This is a genomic window from Nonomuraea sp. NPDC052265 (assembly GCF_044547985.1).
Taxonomy (GTDB): Bacteria; Actinomycetota; Actinomycetes; order Streptosporangiales; family Streptosporangiaceae; genus Nonomuraea.
Map to the genome: position 1 here is coordinate 481,107 of NZ_JBIUBJ010000003.1, position 17,838 is coordinate 498,944.

20 protein-coding genes are annotated in these 17,838 nt (G+C 70.6%); 14 read left to right on the forward strand and 6 right to left on the reverse strand.

The window, feature by feature from the left end; translation table 11 throughout:
- Positions 1-13: 13 nt before the first annotated feature.
- Positions 14-868, reverse strand: coding sequence for a glycosyltransferase family 2 protein (locus ACIHAD_RS11710; protein ID WP_397354305.1), 855 nt, complete (start codon positions 866-868; stop codon positions 14-16).
- A gap of 117 nt (positions 869-985) precedes the next feature.
- Between ACIHAD_RS11710 and ACIHAD_RS11715 the strand changes: the two genes are divergently transcribed.
- From ACIHAD_RS11715 to aspS, 5 genes are all read left to right on the forward strand, one after another.
- Complete coding sequence (locus ACIHAD_RS11715; RefSeq protein ID WP_397354306.1) at positions 986-1,591, forward strand: TetR/AcrR family transcriptional regulator; 606 nt, start codon at positions 986-988, stop codon at positions 1,589-1,591.
- Between the two features lie 13 nt (positions 1,592-1,604).
- A complete protein-coding gene (locus tag ACIHAD_RS11720; RefSeq protein ID WP_397354307.1) occupies positions 1,605-2,966 on the forward strand; it encodes a carotenoid oxygenase family protein in 1,362 nt (453 codons plus the stop codon).
- Positions 2,967-3,020: 54 nt separating this feature from the next.
- The gene (gene cmk, locus ACIHAD_RS11725; protein ID WP_397354308.1) at positions 3,021-3,677 is read left to right on the forward strand and encodes a (d)CMP kinase; all 657 of its coding nucleotides are present in this window, start codon (positions 3,021-3,023) and stop codon (positions 3,675-3,677) included.
- A 36-nt stretch (positions 3,678-3,713) separates the two neighbouring features.
- On the forward strand, positions 3,714-5,105 hold the full coding sequence (gene der / locus ACIHAD_RS11730) for a ribosome biogenesis GTPase Der (protein WP_397354309.1): 1,392 nt from the start codon (positions 3,714-3,716) through the stop codon (positions 5,103-5,105).
- A gap of 272 nt (positions 5,106-5,377) precedes the next feature.
- On the forward strand, positions 5,378-6,634 hold the full coding sequence (gene aspS, locus ACIHAD_RS11735; RefSeq protein ID WP_397354310.1) for an aspartate--tRNA(Asn) ligase: 1,257 nt from the start codon (positions 5,378-5,380) through the stop codon (positions 6,632-6,634).
- A 24-nt stretch (positions 6,635-6,658) separates the two neighbouring features.
- On the opposite strand, the gene ACIHAD_RS11740 is transcribed toward aspS, so the two are convergent.
- From ACIHAD_RS11740 to ACIHAD_RS11750, 3 genes are read right to left on the reverse strand one after another with little or no spacing between them, the layout of a single operon-like run.
- On the reverse strand, positions 6,659-8,224 hold the full coding sequence (locus ACIHAD_RS11740; RefSeq protein WP_397354311.1) for an MFS transporter: 1,566 nt from the start codon (positions 8,222-8,224) through the stop codon (positions 6,659-6,661).
- Positions 8,221-8,874 (reverse strand): LppX_LprAFG lipoprotein, encoded by a 654-nt coding sequence (locus ACIHAD_RS11745; protein ID WP_397354312.1) that lies wholly within the window; start codon positions 8,872-8,874, stop codon positions 8,221-8,223. Before ACIHAD_RS11745 ends, ACIHAD_RS11740 begins: the two co-directional genes overlap by 4 nt.
- A 60-nt stretch (positions 8,875-8,934) precedes the next feature.
- Positions 8,935-9,393: a MarR family winged helix-turn-helix transcriptional regulator gene (locus tag ACIHAD_RS11750; protein WP_397354313.1), complete on the reverse strand. Its 459-nt coding sequence runs from the start codon at positions 9,391-9,393 to the stop codon at positions 8,935-8,937.
- Between the two features lie 80 nt (positions 9,394-9,473).
- On the opposite strand from ACIHAD_RS11750, the gene ACIHAD_RS11755 reads away from it, so the two are divergent.
- Positions 9,474-10,400 carry a cation diffusion facilitator family transporter gene (locus ACIHAD_RS11755; RefSeq protein WP_397354314.1) on the forward strand — a complete coding sequence of 309 codons (927 nt, stop codon included), beginning with the start codon at positions 9,474-9,476 and terminating at the stop codon, positions 10,398-10,400.
- Between the two features lie 3 nt (positions 10,401-10,403).
- Here the strand turns inward: ACIHAD_RS11755 and ACIHAD_RS11760 are convergent, their stop codons facing one another.
- Both ACIHAD_RS11760 and ACIHAD_RS11765 read right to left on the reverse strand, forming a co-directional pair.
- Positions 10,404-10,997, reverse strand: coding sequence for a 4'-phosphopantetheinyl transferase family protein (locus ACIHAD_RS11760; protein WP_397354315.1), 594 nt, complete (start codon positions 10,995-10,997; stop codon positions 10,404-10,406).
- A 176-nt stretch (positions 10,998-11,173) separates the two neighbouring features.
- Entirely contained in the window at positions 11,174-12,568 is a 1,395-nt protein-coding gene (locus ACIHAD_RS11765) for an aminopeptidase P family protein (RefSeq protein WP_397354316.1), read from the reverse strand.
- 137 nt (positions 12,569-12,705) lie between these two features.
- Here ACIHAD_RS11765 and ACIHAD_RS11770 point away from each other — a divergent pair, with 137 nt between their 5' ends.
- From ACIHAD_RS11770 to ACIHAD_RS11805, 8 genes are all read left to right on the forward strand, one after another.
- Positions 12,706-13,134 carry a CBS domain-containing protein gene (locus ACIHAD_RS11770; RefSeq protein WP_397354317.1) on the forward strand — a complete coding sequence of 143 codons (429 nt, stop codon included), beginning with the start codon at positions 12,706-12,708 and terminating at the stop codon, positions 13,132-13,134.
- Positions 13,135-13,180: 46 nt separating this feature from the next.
- Positions 13,181-13,774 carry a hypothetical protein gene (locus ACIHAD_RS11775; protein WP_397354318.1) on the forward strand — a complete coding sequence of 198 codons (594 nt, stop codon included), beginning with the start codon at positions 13,181-13,183 and terminating at the stop codon, positions 13,772-13,774.
- Positions 13,775-13,962: 188 nt separating this feature from the next.
- Entirely contained in the window at positions 13,963-14,181 is a 219-nt protein-coding gene (locus tag ACIHAD_RS11780; protein ID WP_397354319.1) for a hypothetical protein, read from the forward strand.
- Between the two features lie 62 nt (positions 14,182-14,243).
- Entirely contained in the window at positions 14,244-14,462 is a 219-nt protein-coding gene (locus ACIHAD_RS11785) for a hypothetical protein (RefSeq protein ID WP_397354320.1), read from the forward strand.
- A 316-nt stretch (positions 14,463-14,778) separates the two neighbouring features.
- Entirely contained in the window at positions 14,779-15,600 is an 822-nt protein-coding gene (locus ACIHAD_RS11790) for a hypothetical protein (protein WP_397354321.1), read from the forward strand.
- Positions 15,601-15,768: 168 nt separating this feature from the next.
- The gene (locus tag ACIHAD_RS11795) at positions 15,769-16,233 is read left to right on the forward strand and encodes a helix-turn-helix domain-containing protein (protein ID WP_397354322.1); all 465 of its coding nucleotides are present in this window, start codon (positions 15,769-15,771) and stop codon (positions 16,231-16,233) included.
- 276 nt (positions 16,234-16,509) lie between these two features.
- The gene (locus ACIHAD_RS11800; protein ID WP_397354323.1) at positions 16,510-16,794 is read left to right on the forward strand and encodes a hypothetical protein; all 285 of its coding nucleotides are present in this window, start codon (positions 16,510-16,512) and stop codon (positions 16,792-16,794) included.
- 78 nt (positions 16,795-16,872) lie between these two features.
- A complete protein-coding gene (locus ACIHAD_RS11805) occupies positions 16,873-17,715 on the forward strand; it encodes a PD-(D/E)XK nuclease family protein (protein WP_397354324.1) in 843 nt (280 codons plus the stop codon).
- The last annotated feature ends 123 nt before the right edge of the window (positions 17,716-17,838 follow it).

Sequence of the window (17,838 nt, forward strand, 5' to 3'; positions counted from 1 at the left end):
CTCGCCCGCGGCGTCAGTCGGCGGTGCGTTCCAGTCTGCGCCGGGCCCGTTCGACGGCGACCGGCAGGCCGCGCCGGGCGGCCAGGGCCCTGGGCAGCCGCCGTACGGCGGTACGCAGCCCCTCGCGGCCCGCGGGGCCGCCCAGCAGCGCCTGGAGGGACCGTCGGGCCACCACCGGCCAGGGACGGCGCAGCACGGCGGTCAGCACGGCGTTGCGCGCCGCCAGCGCCTGCCTGCCGCGCGGGTCGCGGGCGGGGGTCGGGTGGTGGTGGGCGACGACGTCCTCCACGTAGGCCAGCCCCCAGCCGCGCGCGGCCAGGTCCACGGCCAGCCGTTCCTCCTCGCCGAAGAAGAAGATCACGTCGTCGAAGCCGCCCGCCTCCAGGAACGCCTCCCTGCGCACGACGGCCCCGCAGGCCAGGAAGCCCAGCACACTGGGCCCCGGCAGGTCGTCCTCGACGCCGAGCGGGGAGTCGCGCATCGCCTCCGACACCGGGTCCAGCCGCTCCTGCGGTCCGACCAGCACGCGCGCGCCCAGCACCGCCAGGCGGGGATGGGCGTCCAGCACGTCGGCCGCCCGCTCCAGCGCGCCCGGCGCCCACCAGGAGTCGTCGTCGGCGAAGGCGACGTAGGGGGTCTCGGCCAGGCGCACGCCGACGTTGCGCGCCGGCGCGCCGAGGTTGGTCCCCGCCTCGACCACCTGGACGTCGGGGAAGTGCTTGCCGACGAAACCGGCGGTCCCGTCGGTGGAGCCGTTGTCGACGAGGATCACCGGACTGGGGTGGCGGGGGAGCGTACGGGCCAGCGAGCCCACCCGGTCCCTGGAGGCCACCACGACCGTGACCCGCGATCGGTTCGTCTCCGTCACGCCGGACCTCTTACCTGGGCAGGCCCGCTTACTCCTCGTGAGAGGCATTGACGGTGGGCCGGGGGAGGCGTACAAAGGTCGGTAACAGCGTTACCGACAAGAAACGGTGTTACTCAGATGGCGGTCACCGCGTACCGGCAAGCCCAGCAGGAAGGCCAGAGCGTGGTCAGGTCGGCCATCCTCGACGCCGCGAAGAGCCTGCTCGTCGCCGAGGGCCCGGCGGCGCTCACCGTACGGCGCATCTCCGGCGAGGTCGGCTGCTCCACGAAGGTGATCTACACCCTCTTCGGCGGCAAGGACGGCCTCAGCGAGGCGCTGTGGCTGGAGGGCTTCGCCCGGCTGGAGGCCCGGCTGCTGGCCGTCCCCGCCCAGGAGGACCCGCTCCAGGCGCTGCACGCGGGCCTCTCGGCCTACCGCCAGTACGCGCTGGACGAGCCCGACTACTACCGGGTCATGTTCCAGAACGCGATGCACGGCTTCCAGCCCGGCCCCGACGCCGTCACGGCCGGGCGGCGGACCTTCGACATCCTGGTCGAGGCCGTGGCCGCCTGCCTGGACGCCGGACGGCTGCGCGGGGCCGCCGCCGGCGAGATGGCCGACGTGCTGTGGATGGCGATCCACGGCGCCGTGAGCCTGGAGATCTCCGGCTTCTTCGACAGCGCCGAGGCCGAACAGCGCTACCGGCTGCTCTACACCTCCGTGCTCACGCCGTTCCTGACCTGAGAGGAAGCGCACGATGACCACCACCCCCTTCCGCAACGGCTTCGCACCCGCGACGGAGGAGATCACGGCCTTCGACCTGGAGGTCACCGGCCGCATCCCCGCCGAGCTCGACGGCCGCTACCTGCGCAACGGGCCCAACCCGCTCAGCCTCGACGACCCGGCCGCCACCCACCTGTTCATGGGGCAGGGCATGGTCCACGGCGTGCGGCTGCGCGGCGGGCGGGCCGAGTGGTACCGCAACCGGTGGGTGCGCAACGCCGAGGTCGCCCGGCGGCTGGGCGAGACGCCGGCGCCGGGCCCGGTGCACGCGGGCATGGACTTCGCCGCCAACACGCACGTCATCGGCATCGCCGGGCGCACGTTCGCGACCGTCGAGGCGGGCGGGCTGCCGTACGAGCTGAGCTACGAGCTCGACACGGTCGGCGCGTGCGACTTCGTCGGCGGCCTGCCCGGCGGGTACGCCGCCCACACCCACCTCGACCCGGTCACCGGCGAGCTGCACGCGATGGCCTACTTCGCCGGCTGGGACCACCACCAGCACATCGTGATCGACCCCAAGGGCGTGGTGGCCCAGGTCAGGGACATCCCCGTCGCCGACCGCCCGATGCTGCACGACTTCGCGCTGACCCGCCGATACGTGGTGATCTACGATCTGCCGGTCACGCTCAGCATGGCCCACGCCGAGCGCGGCGCGCCGCTCCCGTACGCCTGGGACGACGCCCGCCCGGCCAGGCTCGGCCTGCTCTCGCGCGAGACCGGCGACGTGCGCTGGGTGGAGATCGACCCCTGCTGGGTCTTCCACACGCTCAACGCCTACGACGACGGCGACGAGGTCGTGGTGGACGTCGTCCGCTACCCCAAGCGGTTCGTGGACGCCCGGCTCGACCTGGGCGGCGCGCCCACGCTCGACCGGTGGCGCGTCGACCCCGCCGCCGGCCGGGTCGGCGCCACCCGCCTGGACGACCGCCCCCAGGAGTTCCCGCGCATCGACGAGCGCCGCACCGGCAGCCCGTACCGCTACGGCTACACCTCGGCCGCCGCCGACCTGCACGACGTGCTCTACCCGGCCGGCGCCGAGCTGGAGGACCTGCCCGACGAGGCGTTCGACAACACGCTCGTCAAGCACGACCTGGAGCGCGGCACGCAGGAGACGCGGCGGTTCGGGCGGGGCGCGTACGTGGGGGAGCCGGTGTTCGTGCCCTCCGGCGCCGCCGAGGACGACGGTTACCTGCTCACCTACGTCAACGACCCGGCCAGGGGGGCGGCCGACCTGGTGATCCTGTCGGCCCAGGACTTCACCGGCGAGCCGGTGGCCACCGTGCACCTGCCCGCCAGGGTCCCGCTCGGCTTCCACGGGAGCTGGATCGCGGACTGACCGGAGGCGGTAGCCTCTTCAGGTTGGGGAAACACACGTGAAGAGGGAGAGGCCGTGTCCGGTCTGGTCGTCGCCATGGACGGTCCTTCGGGGTCGGGCAAGTCGAGCGTGTCGCGCGGGGTCGCCCGTGCGCTGGGCCTGCGTTACCTCGACACCGGGGCCATGTACCGGGCGATGACGTGGTGGATGCTCCGGCAGGGCGTCGACCTGGCCGATCCCGAGGCGATCGCGGCCCGTTGCGGCGAGCCGTCCATCGTCTCCGGCACCGACCCCGAGGGCCCCACGATCCAGGTCGACGGCCTCGACGTGGGCGGGCCCATCCGGGAGGCCGACGTGACCGGCGCGGTCTCCGCCGTCGCCGCCGTCCCCGAGGTGCGCAGGCTGCTGGTCGCGCTGCAGCGGGAGATCGCCGGCGCCGGTGACATCGTGGTCGAGGGCCGCGACATCGGCAAGGTCGTCTGCCCCGACGCGCCCGTCAAGGTCTACCTGACGGCCAGCGCCGAGGCCCGTGCCCGCCGCAGGAGCGCGGAGCTGGGCGGCTCCACGGTGGAGGCGCAGCAGGCCGCCATGGAGCGGCGTGACACCCTGGACTCGACACGTAAGACCGACCCACTCTCGATGGCGGATGGCGCCGTCGAGCTCGACACCACCGCGCTCAACCTCGAAGAGGTCATCGCGGAGGTGCTGAGGCTGGTCAAGGAGCGCACCTGACCTCCAGGTGCGGTACTCACCTAAGGATGAACAATCATGTCAACGGGGGATTGGGTCGAGGCTGACCTCGACGAGCTGGAAGTCACCGAGCACGGCGACACCACGCCCATGCCGGTCGTCGCCATCGTGGGCCGCCCCAACGTGGGCAAGTCCACGCTGGTCAACCGCATCATCGGCCGCCGCGAGGCGGTCGTGGAAGACGTGCCGGGCGTCACCCGCGACCGCGTCACCTACGACGCCAACTGGCGTGGCCGCCGCTTCACCGTGGTCGACACCGGCGGCTGGGACCCTGAGGCCACCGGCATGAACCTGCGCATCGCCGAGCAGGCCCAGGTCGCGGTCGAGCTGGCCGACGTGATCGTGTTCGTGGTCGACGCCACCGTGGGCGCCACCGACGCCGACGAGATCGTGGGCGCGGTGCTGCGCCAGTCGGGCAAGCCGGTGATCCTGGCCGCCAACAAGGTCGACAACCAGCAACTGGAGCTGGAGGCCGCCGCGCTGTGGGCGCTCGGGCTCGGCGAGCCCTACCCGGTCTCCGCGCTGCACGGCCGTTCCAGCGGCGACCTGCTCGACGTGGTGCTCGACGCGCTGCCCGAGACGCCACAGGTGACCTTCGGCGGCGAGCGCGGCCCGGCCCGCGTGGCGCTGCTCGGCAAGCCCAACGTGGGCAAGTCCTCGCTGCTCAACAAGCTGGCGGGGGAGGAGCGGGTGCTGGTCGACCCGATGGCGGGCACCACCCGCGACCCGGTCGACGAGCTGATCGAGCTGGGCGGGCGCACCTGGCGCTTCGTCGACACCGCCGGCATCCGGCGGCGCGACCGCGAGCTGCAGGGGGCCGACTTCTACGCGGCCATGCGCACCCGCGCCGCCCTGGAGCGCTCGGAGGTGGCGATCGTGCTGATCGACGCCAGCGAGCCGCTGACCGAGCAGGACCTGCGGATCATCGGCCTGGTGATCGAGTCCGGGCGGGCCATGGTGGTGGCGTTCAACAAGTGGGACCTCGTCGACGAGGACCGCCGCTACTACCTGGAGAAGGAGATCGACCGGCAGCTCGTGCGCACCCCGTGGGCGCTGCGGGTGAACATCTCCGCCAAGACCGGCCGCCACATGGACCGGCTGGTGCCCGCGCTGGAGAAGGCGCTCGACTCCTGGTCCACCCGGGTGCCGACGGCGCGCCTCAACGCGTTCCTGACCGAGCTGGTGCACGCCACGCCGCCGCCCGTGCGGGGCGGCAAGCAGCCGAAGATCCTGTTCGCCACGCAGGCGTCCGTCGAGCCGCCGAAGTTCGTGCTGTTCACCTCCGGCTGGCTGGAGGACACCTACCGGCGCTTCATCGAGCGGCGCATCCGCGAGGAGTTCGGGTTCGCCGGGTCGCCGATCGACGTCACGATGAAGATCCGGGAGAAGCGCGCCAAGAAGGACAAGTAGCGGCGTTGCCGTATCATCTACGGCAACGCGTGGACGGAGACGAGTAACCAGCGGGCCGCACGGGCCCAGAGAGCCGCCGGTAGCTGTGAAGGCGGTCCCGTGTCCGCTGGTGAAGACACTCCCGAGTGCGGGGAGGCAATGCCCCGCCGTCTGACCCCCGTCATCGGGTCGTGGAGGCCGCCCCTCGCGGGCGGCGAAAGTGCGGTGGCACCGGGAGCTCCCTTCTCCCCCGCACTCCCAAGGGGTCATGCATTTCCTGCAGAGGAGCTGTAATGATCTCTCGTGTCCTGTCGGCGGCGCTCGCTGAGCACGCCGGCCAACGAGTGACGATCGCCGGCTGGGTCCATCGCCGCCGGCACCTGAAATCCGTCTCCTTCCTGGTCGTACGCGACCGTGCCGGGCTGGCGCAGGTCGTCAGCGCGTCCGGCGAGCTGCCGCCGGAGGAGAGCGTCGTCCGGGTCACCGGCACCGTGACCCCGGCCGGGCGGGCGCCGGGCGGGGTCGAGCTGACCGGGCCGGAGATCGAGGTCCTGGCCGAACCCGCCCAGGCGCCGCCGTTCGACCTCTACCGGCCCGTCGTGGCCGCGACGCTGCCGACGGTCCTCGACCACGCGCCCGTCGCGCTGCGGCACCCGCTGCTGCGGGCGCCGCTGGAGATCTCGGCGGCGAGCGTGGCCGGGTTCCGCGAGGCGCTGGACGGGCTCGGGTTCACCGAGATCCACACGCCCAAGATCGTGGCCTCGGCCACCGAGTCCGGCGCGAACGTCTTCGGCATCGACTACTTCGGCCGCCGCGCCTACCTCGCGCAGTCGCCGCAGTTCTACAAGCAGACGATGGTCGGGGTGTTCGAGCGGGTCTACGAGGTCGGGCCGGTCTTCCGCGCCGAGCCGCACGACACCGTACGCCACCTGGCCCAGTACACCAGCCTTGACGCCGAGCTGGGCTTCGTGATCGACCACCGGGACGTGATGGCCGTGCTGCGGGAGGTCGTCGCGGGCATGGTCGAGTCCGTGCGCCGCCGGGCCGCGTCCGCCGTCGAGGTGGCCGGGGCCGTGCTGCCCGCCGTGCCCGCCGAGATCCCGGCCGTGCACTTCACCGAGGCCCAGCGGCTGACCGGCCAGGACGAGCCCGACCTGTCACCGGCCCAGGAACGGTGGCTGTCGGAGTGGGCGCTGCGCGAGCACGGGTCGGAGTTCCTGTTCGTCACCGGTTACCCGATGTCCAAGCGGCCGTTCTACACCCATCCCGACCCGGCCAGGCCGGGCTACTCCAACGGGTTCGACCTGCTGTTCAGGGGCCTGGAGCTGGTGACCGGCGGCCAGCGGCTGCACCGGTACGAGGACTACGTCCAGGCCCTGGACGGGGACGTGGAGCCGTACGAGGGCTACCTCCAGGCGTTCCGGTACGGGATGCCGCCGCACGGCGGGTTCGCGCTCGGCCTGGAACGCTGGACGGCCCGGCTGACCGGCGCCGCCAACATCCGCCAGACCACCGCCTTCCCCCGCGACCTGCACCGCCTGTCCCCCTGACCGGCGGCCCGGCCTGATCGGCGATCAGAGCTCGGCGTCGGGGGCGGCCTCCGCGAGGGCGGGCGCCGCCTCCGGCAGGGCACGGCGCGGCATGAGCAGCGCCACGGCCGCCCCCAGCAGGCAGACGAAGGCCGTGAGCAGGAACATCTCGGTGTACTCGACGTGCAGGGCGGCGTCGATCCTGGCCAGGTAGTCGGCCAGCCGCCGCTGGTAGGTCTGCGCGTCCACGCCGAACGGCAGCGGCGTGTCCAGGTGGGCGGTCAGCGCCTGGAACCGGTGGAACCCCCACGCCGACACGCCCGACACGCCGACGAGCATGCCCATCATCCTGGCCACCACGACCGCCGCCGAGGCGACGCCGTGCTGGAGGGCCGGGCTCACCCGCAGGACCGCCGACGAGACCGGCGCGATCACCAGGCCGAGGCCGAGACCCGCCACGACCAGGTCGGCGTCCACGGCCAGGCCCGCGCCGGCCAGGTCGAGCGGCCAGCGGCTCATCAGCCAGTATCCGGCCGCCGCGACCAGCAGGCCGGGCACGGCCACCGCGCGTTCGCCGGCCCGCCGGGCCAGCACGCCGCCGAGCAGCGCGCCCACGGCCAGCGCGCCGAGGAACCTGGCCAGGACCAGCGCCGCGCCCAGGGCGTCCTTGTCCAGCAGCGTCTGTGCGGCGAACTGCACGAACACCATCGTCACCAGCAGCGCCGCGCCCGCCAGGAAGCTCACGGCCAGGGTCGCCAGCAGCGGCGTCTTGCGGGTGGCCGACAGGTCGAGCAGCCGGACCGGGGAGCGGATCTCCCACCAGACGAAGACGCCGCCCGCCACCGCGCCGGCCGCGATCACCGGCGGCCCCCAGGGCGGCAGCACGGTCGTGGCCGGGTCGGGGTTGTACAGGCCGACGACCAGGAGGGCCAGCGCCAGGGCCAGCAGCGCGCCGCCGACGACGTCGACGCGGGCCGCGCCGGACGGCGGCCGAGCCGGGACCGTACGCTGTACGGCGACGGCGGCCAGGGCGGCCAGGGGCACGTTGACCCAGAAGATGGCGTGCCAGCCGCCCAGCTCGACGCCCGCCACGGCGACCGGCGGGACCAGCGCCAGGACGCCGCCGTACAGCGGGCCGAGGGCGCTGCCCAGCTCCTGCGCCGCGCCCACCGCGCCGAGCGCGAGCGGCCGGTCGCGTTCCTGCCACAGGTCGCCGATCAGCGCCATCGTGATCGGCAGCAGCGCCCCGCCCGCCACGCCCTGCACGGTACGGCCCGACACCACCATCGCCTCACCGGCCGCCAGCGCGGTCAGCACCGAGCCGAGCGCGAACGCCGCCAGGCAGGCGTGGATCAGCGGCCGCCTGCCGTAACGGTCGGAGAGCTGGCCGAGCAGGGGCATCGCGGCGACGTACCCGAGCAGGAAGCCGGTGACGACCGGCGTGACCCGCTCCAGGTGGTTCTGCGGCACGCCCACGTCGTGGGCGATGTCCATCAGGACCGTCACGACCACGTAGGCGTCCAGCGCGGCCAGCAGCACCACCGCGCCGCCCGCGCCGAGCGCGACCCGGCGGGCGCGGTCCGTCGAGGTCTCCCGGCTCACCGTGCTCATCCGGAGGGGGGCGGGGTGATCGTGACCGGCGCGTCGTAGTCGTCGAACGTCACCGTCACCGTGCCGTTCTGCAGGGGCAGGCTCGCCCTGGTCAGCCTGGCGGTGGCCTGGTCGATCCACACCTTGCCGTTGACGCCCTGCGTGACGCCCGGGATGATCTGCCCCACGACCTGCCCGGAGAACGTGGTCGCCACCCGGTACGAGCCGCCCTCCAGCGCCTCCACCCTGGGATCGGTCGCCGAGGCGAGCAGTTGCGCGATGCCCTTGGCCGGGCTGAGGATCACCGAAGGGTCGTAGAACTGGGCGAGCTGCTGCCGGGTCATCGTCTGGAAGCCGCCGGTCGGGCCCTTGAAGTGCACGGTGTCGCCGATCACCGCGAAGGTGATCTCCTGCAGCGTGCCCAGCACGTCCAGCGTGATCGTGCCGTCGGCGTCGCCGCCCGAGGTGAGCCTGCCGTCGGCCTTCTTGAGCGGCACGTCGGGCTTGCCCTCCGTGGCGATCGAGAAGCCGGCCGACTTGACGGCCTTCATGGCCTCCGAGGACTTCTTCATCAGGTCGGGCCCGGCGGGGAGCTCGTCACCTCCGCCGCCACCCGCGGAGCAGGCCGGCATGAGCGCGAGCACGACGACGATCAGCAGCTTTCGGAGCATGAGCGGATCGTAGCGACCGCCCGGGAACGCCGGTGAGCCGTAGGCGATATCGGTTGGATGTCAGCGCAGCTTCTTCAGGTGGTCGACGATCGGCCCGAACGCCTGCTCCAGCGCCGTGAGCTGGTCGTCGGTGAGCCGGTCGACGAAATGCTCGCGCACGCCGGCGACGTGGTCGGGCGCCACCCGCTGGATCGTCGCCCAGCCCTCGTCGGTCAGGACGGCGAACGTGCCGCGCCGGTCGTCGCGGCAGTCCTCCCTGGTGACCAGCCCTTTGGCCTCCATGCGGGAGATCTGGTGCGACAGCCTGCTGCGCGACTGGATCGTGGCGTCGGCCAGGTCGCTCATCCGCATCCGCCGCTCTGGGCTCTCGGAGAGGTTGACCAGGATCTCGTAGTCGTTCAGCGAGAGCTGATGCTCCTGCAGCTCGCGGTCGAGGCGGTGCATGAGCAGCTTGTGCAGCGCGAGATGCGTACGCCAGGCATGCTGTTCGGCAGGGGAAAGCCAGCGGGGCGCGCTCATGATCCCCAATCTAGCGCACGCCCGCGGCGATGCGGCTACCTGCGGGGGGCCGCCGCGCGGGGCCGCCGTAGAGTGACCGGATGGAGCAGAAGTCGGGGGAGAGCCTGGTGACCGTGCTGGTCGCGGGCGCCGCGAACCTGGCCATCGCCCTGGCCAAGCTCGTCGCCGGACTGATCGGCGGTTCGGCCGCGATGCTGTCCGAGGCGGCCCACTCGGCCGCCGACACCGTGACCGAGTTGCTGCTGCTGGTCTCCGTACGCCGCTCGGGCAAACCGCCCGACAGGCGCCACCCCTTCGGCTACGGCAAGGCCGGGTTCTTCTGGGCGATGATGGCGGCGGTCGCGACGCTGGTCGGCGGCGCGGGGTTCTCCGTCACCCACGGGCTGCACGAGATCGGCAACGGCGAGGAGCTGGGCAACCTCACGCCGTCCTACGTCGTGCTGGCCGTGTCGTTCGTGATCGAGGGCATCTCGTTTACCAAGGCGCTGTCGCAGTTGCGGGCCGAGGCCGGCCGGTACAAGGTCCATCCGGTGCGGCTGGTGCGGATCACGTCCGACACCGCGTTGAAGGCCGTGCTGTTCGAGGACGCCGCCGCGCTGGTGGGCCTGGTGATCGCGACGCTCGGGCTGATCGGCTCGCAGTGGTCGGGCTCGGCCCTGTGGGACGGCGCCGCCTCGGTCGCCATCGGCCTGCTCCTGCTCGTCGTGGCGCTCATCCTGATCCAGTCGAACCTGTCACTGCTCATCGGCCAGGCCGCGCCCCGGCAGATCGAGGTCGGCATCCGCGCGGTGCTGCTGGCCCAGCCCGAGGTCGAGGACGTGGTCGAGCTGCTGACGATGATGATCGGGCCGGGCTCCATCATGGTCGCCGCCAAGATCGACTTCCGGGACGAGGCCAGCGCCGCGGGGGTCGAGATCGCCTGCGACGAGGTCGACCGACGGCTGCGCGACCGCTTCCCGGGCGTCAACCTGGTCTTCCTCGACCCCACCCCCACCCGCCGCGGCTAGCTCTCAGAGCGGCGGGACGGGAACCCGGCTCGCGGGCGCGTCGGTGATCACGGCGACCCTGATGTCCGGGGCGGCGTGCCATTCGAGCAGGTGGCGGCCCGGCAGGAGGTCGCCGTCGGTGGCGCGCAGCTCGTCCAGGGTGAGCTCGCCGCGCTTGATCAGGGCCTCTTTGCGGGTCCAGTGGCGGATCAGGTCGTCGTTGCCGGTCACCAGGGCGCGTTCGGCGGGGGTGAGCGCGTGGTCGGCCAGGCTCTCGTTCAGCGGGCCCGGCGGCACGTGCTCGGCGTCCACGCCGACCCGGCCGGGGCCGGCCGCCGCGCACACGTAGCCGCGGGTGTGGCTGAAGCTCACGCCCAGCTCGGGGGCCTCGCGCAGGTACGGCCTGCCGTGGCCGGGGCCGTGCACCTCGCAGCGCTGCAGCAGGGTCAGCCCCTCCGGCGGGAGGCCGAGCACAGCGGCGGCGCACAGGCGTACGAGCAGGTGGGCCGCGACGAAACAGGCGCGGTCGGCCGGGAAGACGAACCGGTCGGCGCGCTCCCGCTCCACGTCGGTCAGCCACGTCTCGGGGGCGCGCACCTCCTCGGGGCGGCCGCCCATCGCCAGGGGGACGATCGTCAGTCCTTCTTCCTCGCCGCGGGGCCGCCGAGGTCGTGCCGGTCCTGCGTGGCCGCGCCGAGCACGGTCACCTCCTGGACCTTCCGGGCGCCCTTCTGCTTCACAAGTGTGATCTTAAGGTGCGAATCCTGCACCGAGCGAATCCCCTGGCCGGGGCGTCACGAGCGGACGACGTTCATCCACGACTCGATCTCGTCGGGCTGGCGGGGGAGCGCCTTCGACATCAGGGTGGCGCCCTCGGCGGTGATCACGAGGTCGTCCTCGATGCGGATGCCCATGCCGCGCAGCTCGGCGGGCAGCGTCAGGTCGTCGGGCTGGAAGTATAGGCCGGGCTCGACCGTCAGGACGTTCCCCTCCTCCAGCACGCCGTCGAGGTAGACCTCGGCCCGCGACCTGGCGCAGTCGTGCACGTCGAGGCCGAGCATGTGGCCGCTGCTGCACAACGTGTAGCGCCGGTACAGGCCGGACTCCATGAGGGTGTCGGGGGAGTCCTTCAGCAGGCCCCAGTCGTGCAGGCCCTCGCAGATGACGCGCATGGCGGCCAGGTGGAAGTCGCGGAAGCTCGCGCCGGGCTTCAGCGCCGCGATGCCGGCGTCCTGCGCGGCCAGGACCAGCTCGTACGCCTGCCGCTGCGCCCCCGTGAACCGGCCGGACAGCGGGAACGTCCGGGTCACGTCGGCGGTGTAGAGGGTGTCGGTCTCGACCCCGGCGTCCAGCAGGAGCAGGTCGCCCTCGGCCAGCGCGCCGTCGTTGCGGATCCAGTGCAGCACGCAGGCGTGGGCGCCGGAGGCCACGATGCTGTCGTAGCCGACCGCGTTCCCCTCCAGGCGCGAGCGCAGCCCGAACACGCCCTCCAGGTAGCGCTCGCCGCGCGGGTGGCCGATGGCCGCGGGAAGGGCGCGCACGACGTCCTCGAAGCCGCGCACGGTGGCGTCGACGGCCGACTGGAGCTCGCCGACCTCCCACTCGTCCTTGACCAGCCGCATCTCCGACAGGAACACCTCCAGCTCGGCGTCGCGCCCGCCCGCCGGAACCAGCGCGTCCACGGAGGCGTCGACGCCGCGCAGCACGCGGGCCGGGCCCTCCAGCCGCAGGTCGCGGATGTGCGCGCACTCGATCTGGTACAGCTCGGACGCCTCGGCCAGGTCGGGCCTGCGGCCCACCCAGAACTCGCCGTAGCGGCGGTCGCGGTAGAACTCCTCGCCCTCCTCGCGCGGCGAGCGCGGGCGCACGTACAGGACGGCCTGCCCGGACGGCTCGACCACGAGCACGTCGCCCGGCTCGCCCGCGCCCGTCAGGTAGGAGTACGCGCTGTGCGGACGGAACCGGTAGTCGCTGTCGTTGCTGCGCACCTTGAGCGTGCCCGCCGGGACGACCAGGCGCTCACCGGGGAAACGCGCGGCCAGCGCCGCCCTGCGCCGGGCCGCCCAGGGGGCGATCGGCAGCGCGGCCACGCCGGTGCGCCGGGTGTCGGCCCAGCCGGTGCGCATGAACGCGGCCAGCTCCGGGGTGATGGGCAGGTCGTGGCTTCCGGTGTTGAGCTGCTCGGTCATCGGTGCCTTCCACGTCGTCGGAGATGCGGCAAGTCAGCCTACGTGACCGCTTGACGGGGCCCCCACTCGGTTGTTTGCCTGGAGGACCGGCATAAGCCGGGCCCCGGCCGGGGACATTGGGAGCAGAGGTGGTGCACATGCTCATCGGGACGATCCTGCGCAACAAGGGAAGCGCCGTGACCACGGTGGCGCCGGAGGCGACGGTGCGGGAACTGCTCGGCAAGCTCGCCGACCACAACATCGGCGCGGTCGTCGTCTCCACCGACGGCACGACGATCCAGGGGATCGTCTCCGAGCGCGACGTGGTGCGGCGGCTGCACGACCGGGGCCCCGAGATCCTCGACGCGCCGGTCTCGTCCATCATGACGACCGAGGTCCGCACGGCCGGGCCCGGCGACAACGTCGACGAACTGCGTCGCAGGATGACCACTCACCGGTTCCGGCACATGCCCGTGGTCGAGAACGGCCGCCTGGTGGGCATCGTCAGCATCGGCGACGTGGTCAAGAGCGCGATCGAGGAGCTGGAGACGGAGAAGGCGTCGCTCGTCGACTACCTCCACCGTTGACAGGGGCGTTGACAGGGGCGTCGATGGAGATGGCACCCTTGGGTCCGTGACGTACGGCCCCCCTGAGCCCCCCCGGGCGACGAGCAGTCCGCCGATCATCCTGCTCGTGTCCGGGCTGGCCGCGGTGGTGGCCTTCATCCTGGGCGTCTTCGTGGGGTACGGCGCGGACGATTCGTCGGCCTCGCCCGCCCCCAGGGTCACGGTGACGGTCGAGGGCACGGACCCGCCCGCGGGCGAGCCCTCGGCCCCGCAGCCCGCCCAGACCGACCTCCCGCAGACGGACCCCTTCCCGACCGGCCCCGCCCAGACCGCCCCACCCCGAACCGATCCCACCCAGACGGGACCGGCTCAGACCGGGCCCGCTCAGACCGGACCCGCGCAGACCGGACCCGCGCAGACCGGGCCGACGGCCGGGATGCGGACGTTCGTCGTGGGCGTGGACATCCAGCCCGGTACCTACCGGACCACCGGTCCCGTCCCGGGCTCCACGAACTGCTTCTGGGCCCGGCTGAACAGCACGTCCCCGGCCGTCGGCTCGGTGATCAACGCGGGCGCCCCGACGGGCCCGGCGAGCGTCACCATCGAGCCCGGCGACAAGGCGTTCCAGACCGCCGGATGCGCGGAGTGGACCAAGGCGTGACGCCTTCCTGCCGCAAACTCTGGACATAAGAGCAGGAACGCGCAACTCTGTGCGGCAACGGGAGGCACGCTCAGCGTGCCGGCGTGATCCTCCTACGGTCTGTGGGCCACGCCACTCCGGCGTCCCCGGCCTGGTCTGCTGCATCAGCACCGGAACCTAGGAGGACTGGCGTCCGGTTCCCCGAGGAGGTGCTCGGCTCCCCGCTGGAGGAGTGGGAGGGCGAGCGCCGGCTCGACGTACGCGCCCACAGCCCAGAACTTCAACGCCACCTTCGCGGGGCCCGGCACACCGAGTGGTCGGCGCTCATGGCCGGGAACGTGGTCGCCGTGCTGCCGCTGGTGGCCGCGTTCGTGCTGGCCCAGCGGCACTTCGTGGCCACGATGAGCTGGAGCGGGCTGAAGGGCTGACGATGTTTGCACAGGTGAGTCCGACTGGAGGAGGATGCGCTCAGCCCAACGAGGAGGATGACATGTCGGTGTTGCAGAGCTTCCTGGACAGCGTGCGCAGCGGGACGATCGAGGTGATCGACCTCACCGCGCCCCTCACCTCCGAGACGCCGGTCCTCCAGCTGCCCGAGCCGTTCGGCAACACCATCCCCTTCCGGCTGGAGGAGATCAGCCGCTACGACGACCGCGGCCCCGCCTGGTACTGGAACGACATCCACACCGGTGTGAAACCGTGCCAATGACACACTTATCTACCTGGGCTAACGTTCGTCAACCCCTGCTACGGCGGGGGTTTCGTCGTGTCCGGAGCGTGTACACGTGTCGGTATTGGCGGGGGAGTCCGCATCCTACGACCAACTTGCAGCCGACCAACTTGCAAGCTAGGTTGACCGCGTACCAATAGAGAGAGCCCCGGTTCCTTGGCCGGTCCCCGGGGCTCTCGCACCAGGAGGGTTTAGCTCCAAGATGCGCGTTCATCGTACTCCCCGAGACCGGTTCTTCACGGTGCTCGGGAACGAGGTCCTTCAAGACCGCCGACTGTCCTTCACGGCGCTGGGAGTGCTCACCTACCTCCTGTCGCTGGAAGACGGCACGCGCAACGACGTCAAGACCCTTGCCGACGAGCGGCCGGGGCCGGGCAGGAAGGCTATTGCCGCCGCCCTCGACGAGCTGGCGGCGCTCGGGTACTACGTGCGGGAGACGGCCCGCCACGAGGACGGGCGCATCCGTACGACGACGGCCATCTACGACATCCCCCAGAAGACGGCAAAGCCCAAGGTCGTACCGATTCCCGGTCGAGTGGGAACCGGTCAGCCGGACGTCGAGGCGTCGGGAACGTACCCCTCTAAAGAAACTCCTGAGAAAGAAACCTCCCCCCTTCCCCCCGTCGAGGGGCCTGCTCCCACCGCTGTGGCGCCCGTCGAGGCGCCGAAGGGCGGGGGGGAGGGTGAGAGTTCGACCAAGGATGAGGAGGCCGCGTGTGCGCCTCTCGTGGTCCGCATCGGGCGCCAGGACCCGCGCCTGACGGTCGGACTCCCCGAGATGGGGAAAGTGCTCCCGCTCGTCGCCGAGTGGCGGCGCCGTGGCGCCAGTGACGACCAGATCATTCACGCCATCACGGCGGGCCTTCCCGCTGACATCAAGTCCCCTGTAGGGCTGATCCGTGACCGGCTTACCCGCAAGATGCCCGTTGCCGTGCCTGCGGTGAAGGTCACCCCGCTTCCCGTCATGGTCGAGTGCCCTGGATGCAAGGCGCCGAGTCGTGTACACGGGCTGTGCCATGACTGCCGGGAGGACGAGGCCGCCCCGGTCGTCGAGGAGATGGGCAACCGGCATGCAGACGAGCTGCGGCGTCGCATGGGATGGAAGGCTGCCAGCTAGGGGAAGGGTCCCTAACAGTTAGTGCTCAAGAGGTGACACGAAAACTCTGAATCTCGGGATACACTTTGCAAGTTGGTAGACATGGAACGGCGCGTTAGTGATCATTGACGTCGGGAAGCTTCCCCCCGCAGTGATGCGGTTTCCTACGACTTGGAAGGCTGTAGCAGGATGCCTCAGAGCATTGACCGAATTCGGATAGCGCAACTGCTGCGTCAAGGCATGAGGTATGCCGACGTGGCAGAGGAAGCCGGTTGCTCATATCGCTCTGTGTCGAGCGTTGCGGAAGAGATCGGCCTAGCCCGCAAGCAGGTCAGCCACAAGGAAGCGCTTCCGTGGACGCTTGAGGAGCGTCACAAGCTTTCGATGCCTGCGCAGCGTTTGAGGGACCTTTCCCGTCTCGCTCAAGAGCTGCCCGTTGACGCACATAGGAAGATCGGCGCACTCCGCTGGGCGCAAACCCTAATCGATGAGGGCCTAGATATTTCCTATGAGCCGGATGCCCCGCCTTCCCCGCATTGCCCGGATGGCGGGTTCTTCACTTTTCCGGCTACGACAACAGCCGGCCGAACCCATGTTGGGAAGTGGTTGGGCAAGGCGACCGGCAAACCGGTTCGCCGATCCGCGCGTCGGTAGGGGCGAGCACGCGAGGCCACGGGTACGCGAACCCGTGGCCTTTCGCATGTCCCGGGTTTGCCCCGAAGCGGACCTACATTCTTTCTACATGCGCCCCTCGTGCAGCTTCGGCGTTCTGGCCACCTAGAACGATCCCGCATCGATGCTTGAAACATCACCTACCCCGTGTGAACCAAGGGCAAAGCGGGGTTACAGTGCTTACCCAGAGTGTTGACGCACGAGTGACAAGGTTGACCGATGGGACCTGATAACCCCCTTGACATCACGGATGTCCGCGTGAAGCACCTCCCGCACGGCGTTCGCGAGACCGATACGTTCTATCCCGATGGGGTGGAGGTGGAGTTCGCGTTCCGGATGCCCGCCTCTGACGCAATCAATCGCGTCATCACCGAACACACCCCACGCGGCGCTTTCCTGGTCGGCCAGTTCACTGACGAGGGGGAAGACGGGTTGATGCGCGGCTACGGCCAATGGTGGCTGGTTTGTACGCACGTGTGCGAATCCTGCCCGGTTAACGCATCCGGGGTAACAGGCCACATTTGCAAGTTGGTTGGGGCGTAGAGTGGACTTGTCCGGCCGGGGAAACCGCCTCTCACCAGGCGTCGGTACTCGGCCGGACAGTCGCTTGATAACTCAACAGTGGACAACGCGGGGAAGCCTCTGGCCAACCTAGGAGGCACAACGACAGCACATCGTTCTGTCTCCCAGCTCACGAGCTTCGCCAACTGTGGCGAGGCATACCGCCTCGAACGGGTCGCGAAAGCGCCTCAAACGCCCGCTGCCTGGTTTGCCCAGGGAACAGCGGTGCATGAGGCGGTAGAGCGCTGGGAGCGCACGTACAGAGAGCACAGCCCCGAACAAGCCCAAACCTGGTTCTACGAGGTCTGGGAACGGGAGATCGAGGCGGCGCTAGCCGTCGAACCGGACCTGTCTAAGTGGCAGGCCCCGGGGAGAACCAAGCCGGAAACGGACCTGAAGAGCCGAATGGTTCGCGGGGCCGATCAGGTAGCCGGGTACATCGACTACGCCCGCACCGACCGGCTACGGCCGATCGAGTACGAGCCAGGCGAACCCAGCACAGAGGTTCCGTTCGCTCTCGATCTCGACGGCGTTCGTGTGATCGGGTCCATTGACCTGATCCTGGCCGACAGGCACGGACGCCTCTTGGTTCGGGACATCAAGACAGGTAGTCGCTTGCCCAGCTCTCCGATTCAGCTAGCCGTCTACGCGGTAGCCGTCGAGGATTTGCTAGGCGAGAAACCCATGTGGGGCGACTACTACATGGCGAAGAACAACGCGCCGACGGACCCGATCCCGCTGCGCAGCTTCACCCGCGCAGACGTGGCGCGATGGTTCGTGCAGATGGATCGTTCGGAAAAGGCCGGCACTTACCTGCCGAACCCGGGCGACCACTGCAAGACATGCGGCGTGCGCCGGTACTGCTCAGTCATGGGCAGTGACGGCGCTCTTTTTAGTCCCTGATTTGCAAGTTGGTTGTTACGAAAGGATCTCATGGCTGAGGATTACCCGTATGCCCTCGATCTTGAGTTGAGCGATTCCCAGGGCCGAAAGGTTGGCCTGTTTCATCTCCGCGCGCCGTCCGCG

Bases quoted from the DNA above. Each gene is read 5' to 3' on its own strand.
- ACIHAD_RS11715 (WP_397354306.1), top strand. From the start codon at position 986: ATGGCGGTCACCGCGTACCGGCAAGCCCAGCAGGAAGGCCAGAGCGTG.
- ACIHAD_RS11720 (WP_397354307.1), top strand. From the start codon at position 1,605: ATGACCACCACCCCCTTCCGCAACGGCTTCGCACCCGCGACGGAGGAG.
- der (WP_397354309.1), top strand. From the start codon at position 3,714: ATGTCAACGGGGGATTGGGTCGAGGCTGACCTCGACGAGCTGGAAGTC.
- aspS (WP_397354310.1), top strand. From the start codon at position 5,378: ATGATCTCTCGTGTCCTGTCGGCGGCGCTCGCTGAGCACGCCGGCCAA.
- ACIHAD_RS11740 (WP_397354311.1), bottom strand. From the start codon at position 8,224: ATGAGCACGGTGAGCCGGGAGACCTCGACGGACCGCGCCCGCCGGGTC.
- ACIHAD_RS11745 (WP_397354312.1), bottom strand. From the start codon at position 8,874: ATGCTCCGAAAGCTGCTGATCGTCGTCGTGCTCGCGCTCATGCCGGCC.
- ACIHAD_RS11750 (WP_397354313.1), bottom strand. From the start codon at position 9,393: ATGAGCGCGCCCCGCTGGCTTTCCCCTGCCGAACAGCATGCCTGGCGT.
- ACIHAD_RS11755 (WP_397354314.1), top strand. From the start codon at position 9,474: ATGGAGCAGAAGTCGGGGGAGAGCCTGGTGACCGTGCTGGTCGCGGGC.
- ACIHAD_RS11760 (WP_397354315.1), bottom strand. From the start codon at position 10,997: ATGGGCGGCCGCCCCGAGGAGGTGCGCGCCCCCGAGACGTGGCTGACC.
- ACIHAD_RS11765 (WP_397354316.1), bottom strand. From the start codon at position 12,568: ATGACCGAGCAGCTCAACACCGGAAGCCACGACCTGCCCATCACCCCG.
- ACIHAD_RS11770 (WP_397354317.1), top strand. From the start codon at position 12,706: ATGCTCATCGGGACGATCCTGCGCAACAAGGGAAGCGCCGTGACCACG.
- ACIHAD_RS11785 (WP_397354320.1), top strand. From the start codon at position 14,244: ATGTCGGTGTTGCAGAGCTTCCTGGACAGCGTGCGCAGCGGGACGATC.
- ACIHAD_RS11795 (WP_397354322.1), top strand. From the start codon at position 15,769: ATGCCTCAGAGCATTGACCGAATTCGGATAGCGCAACTGCTGCGTCAA.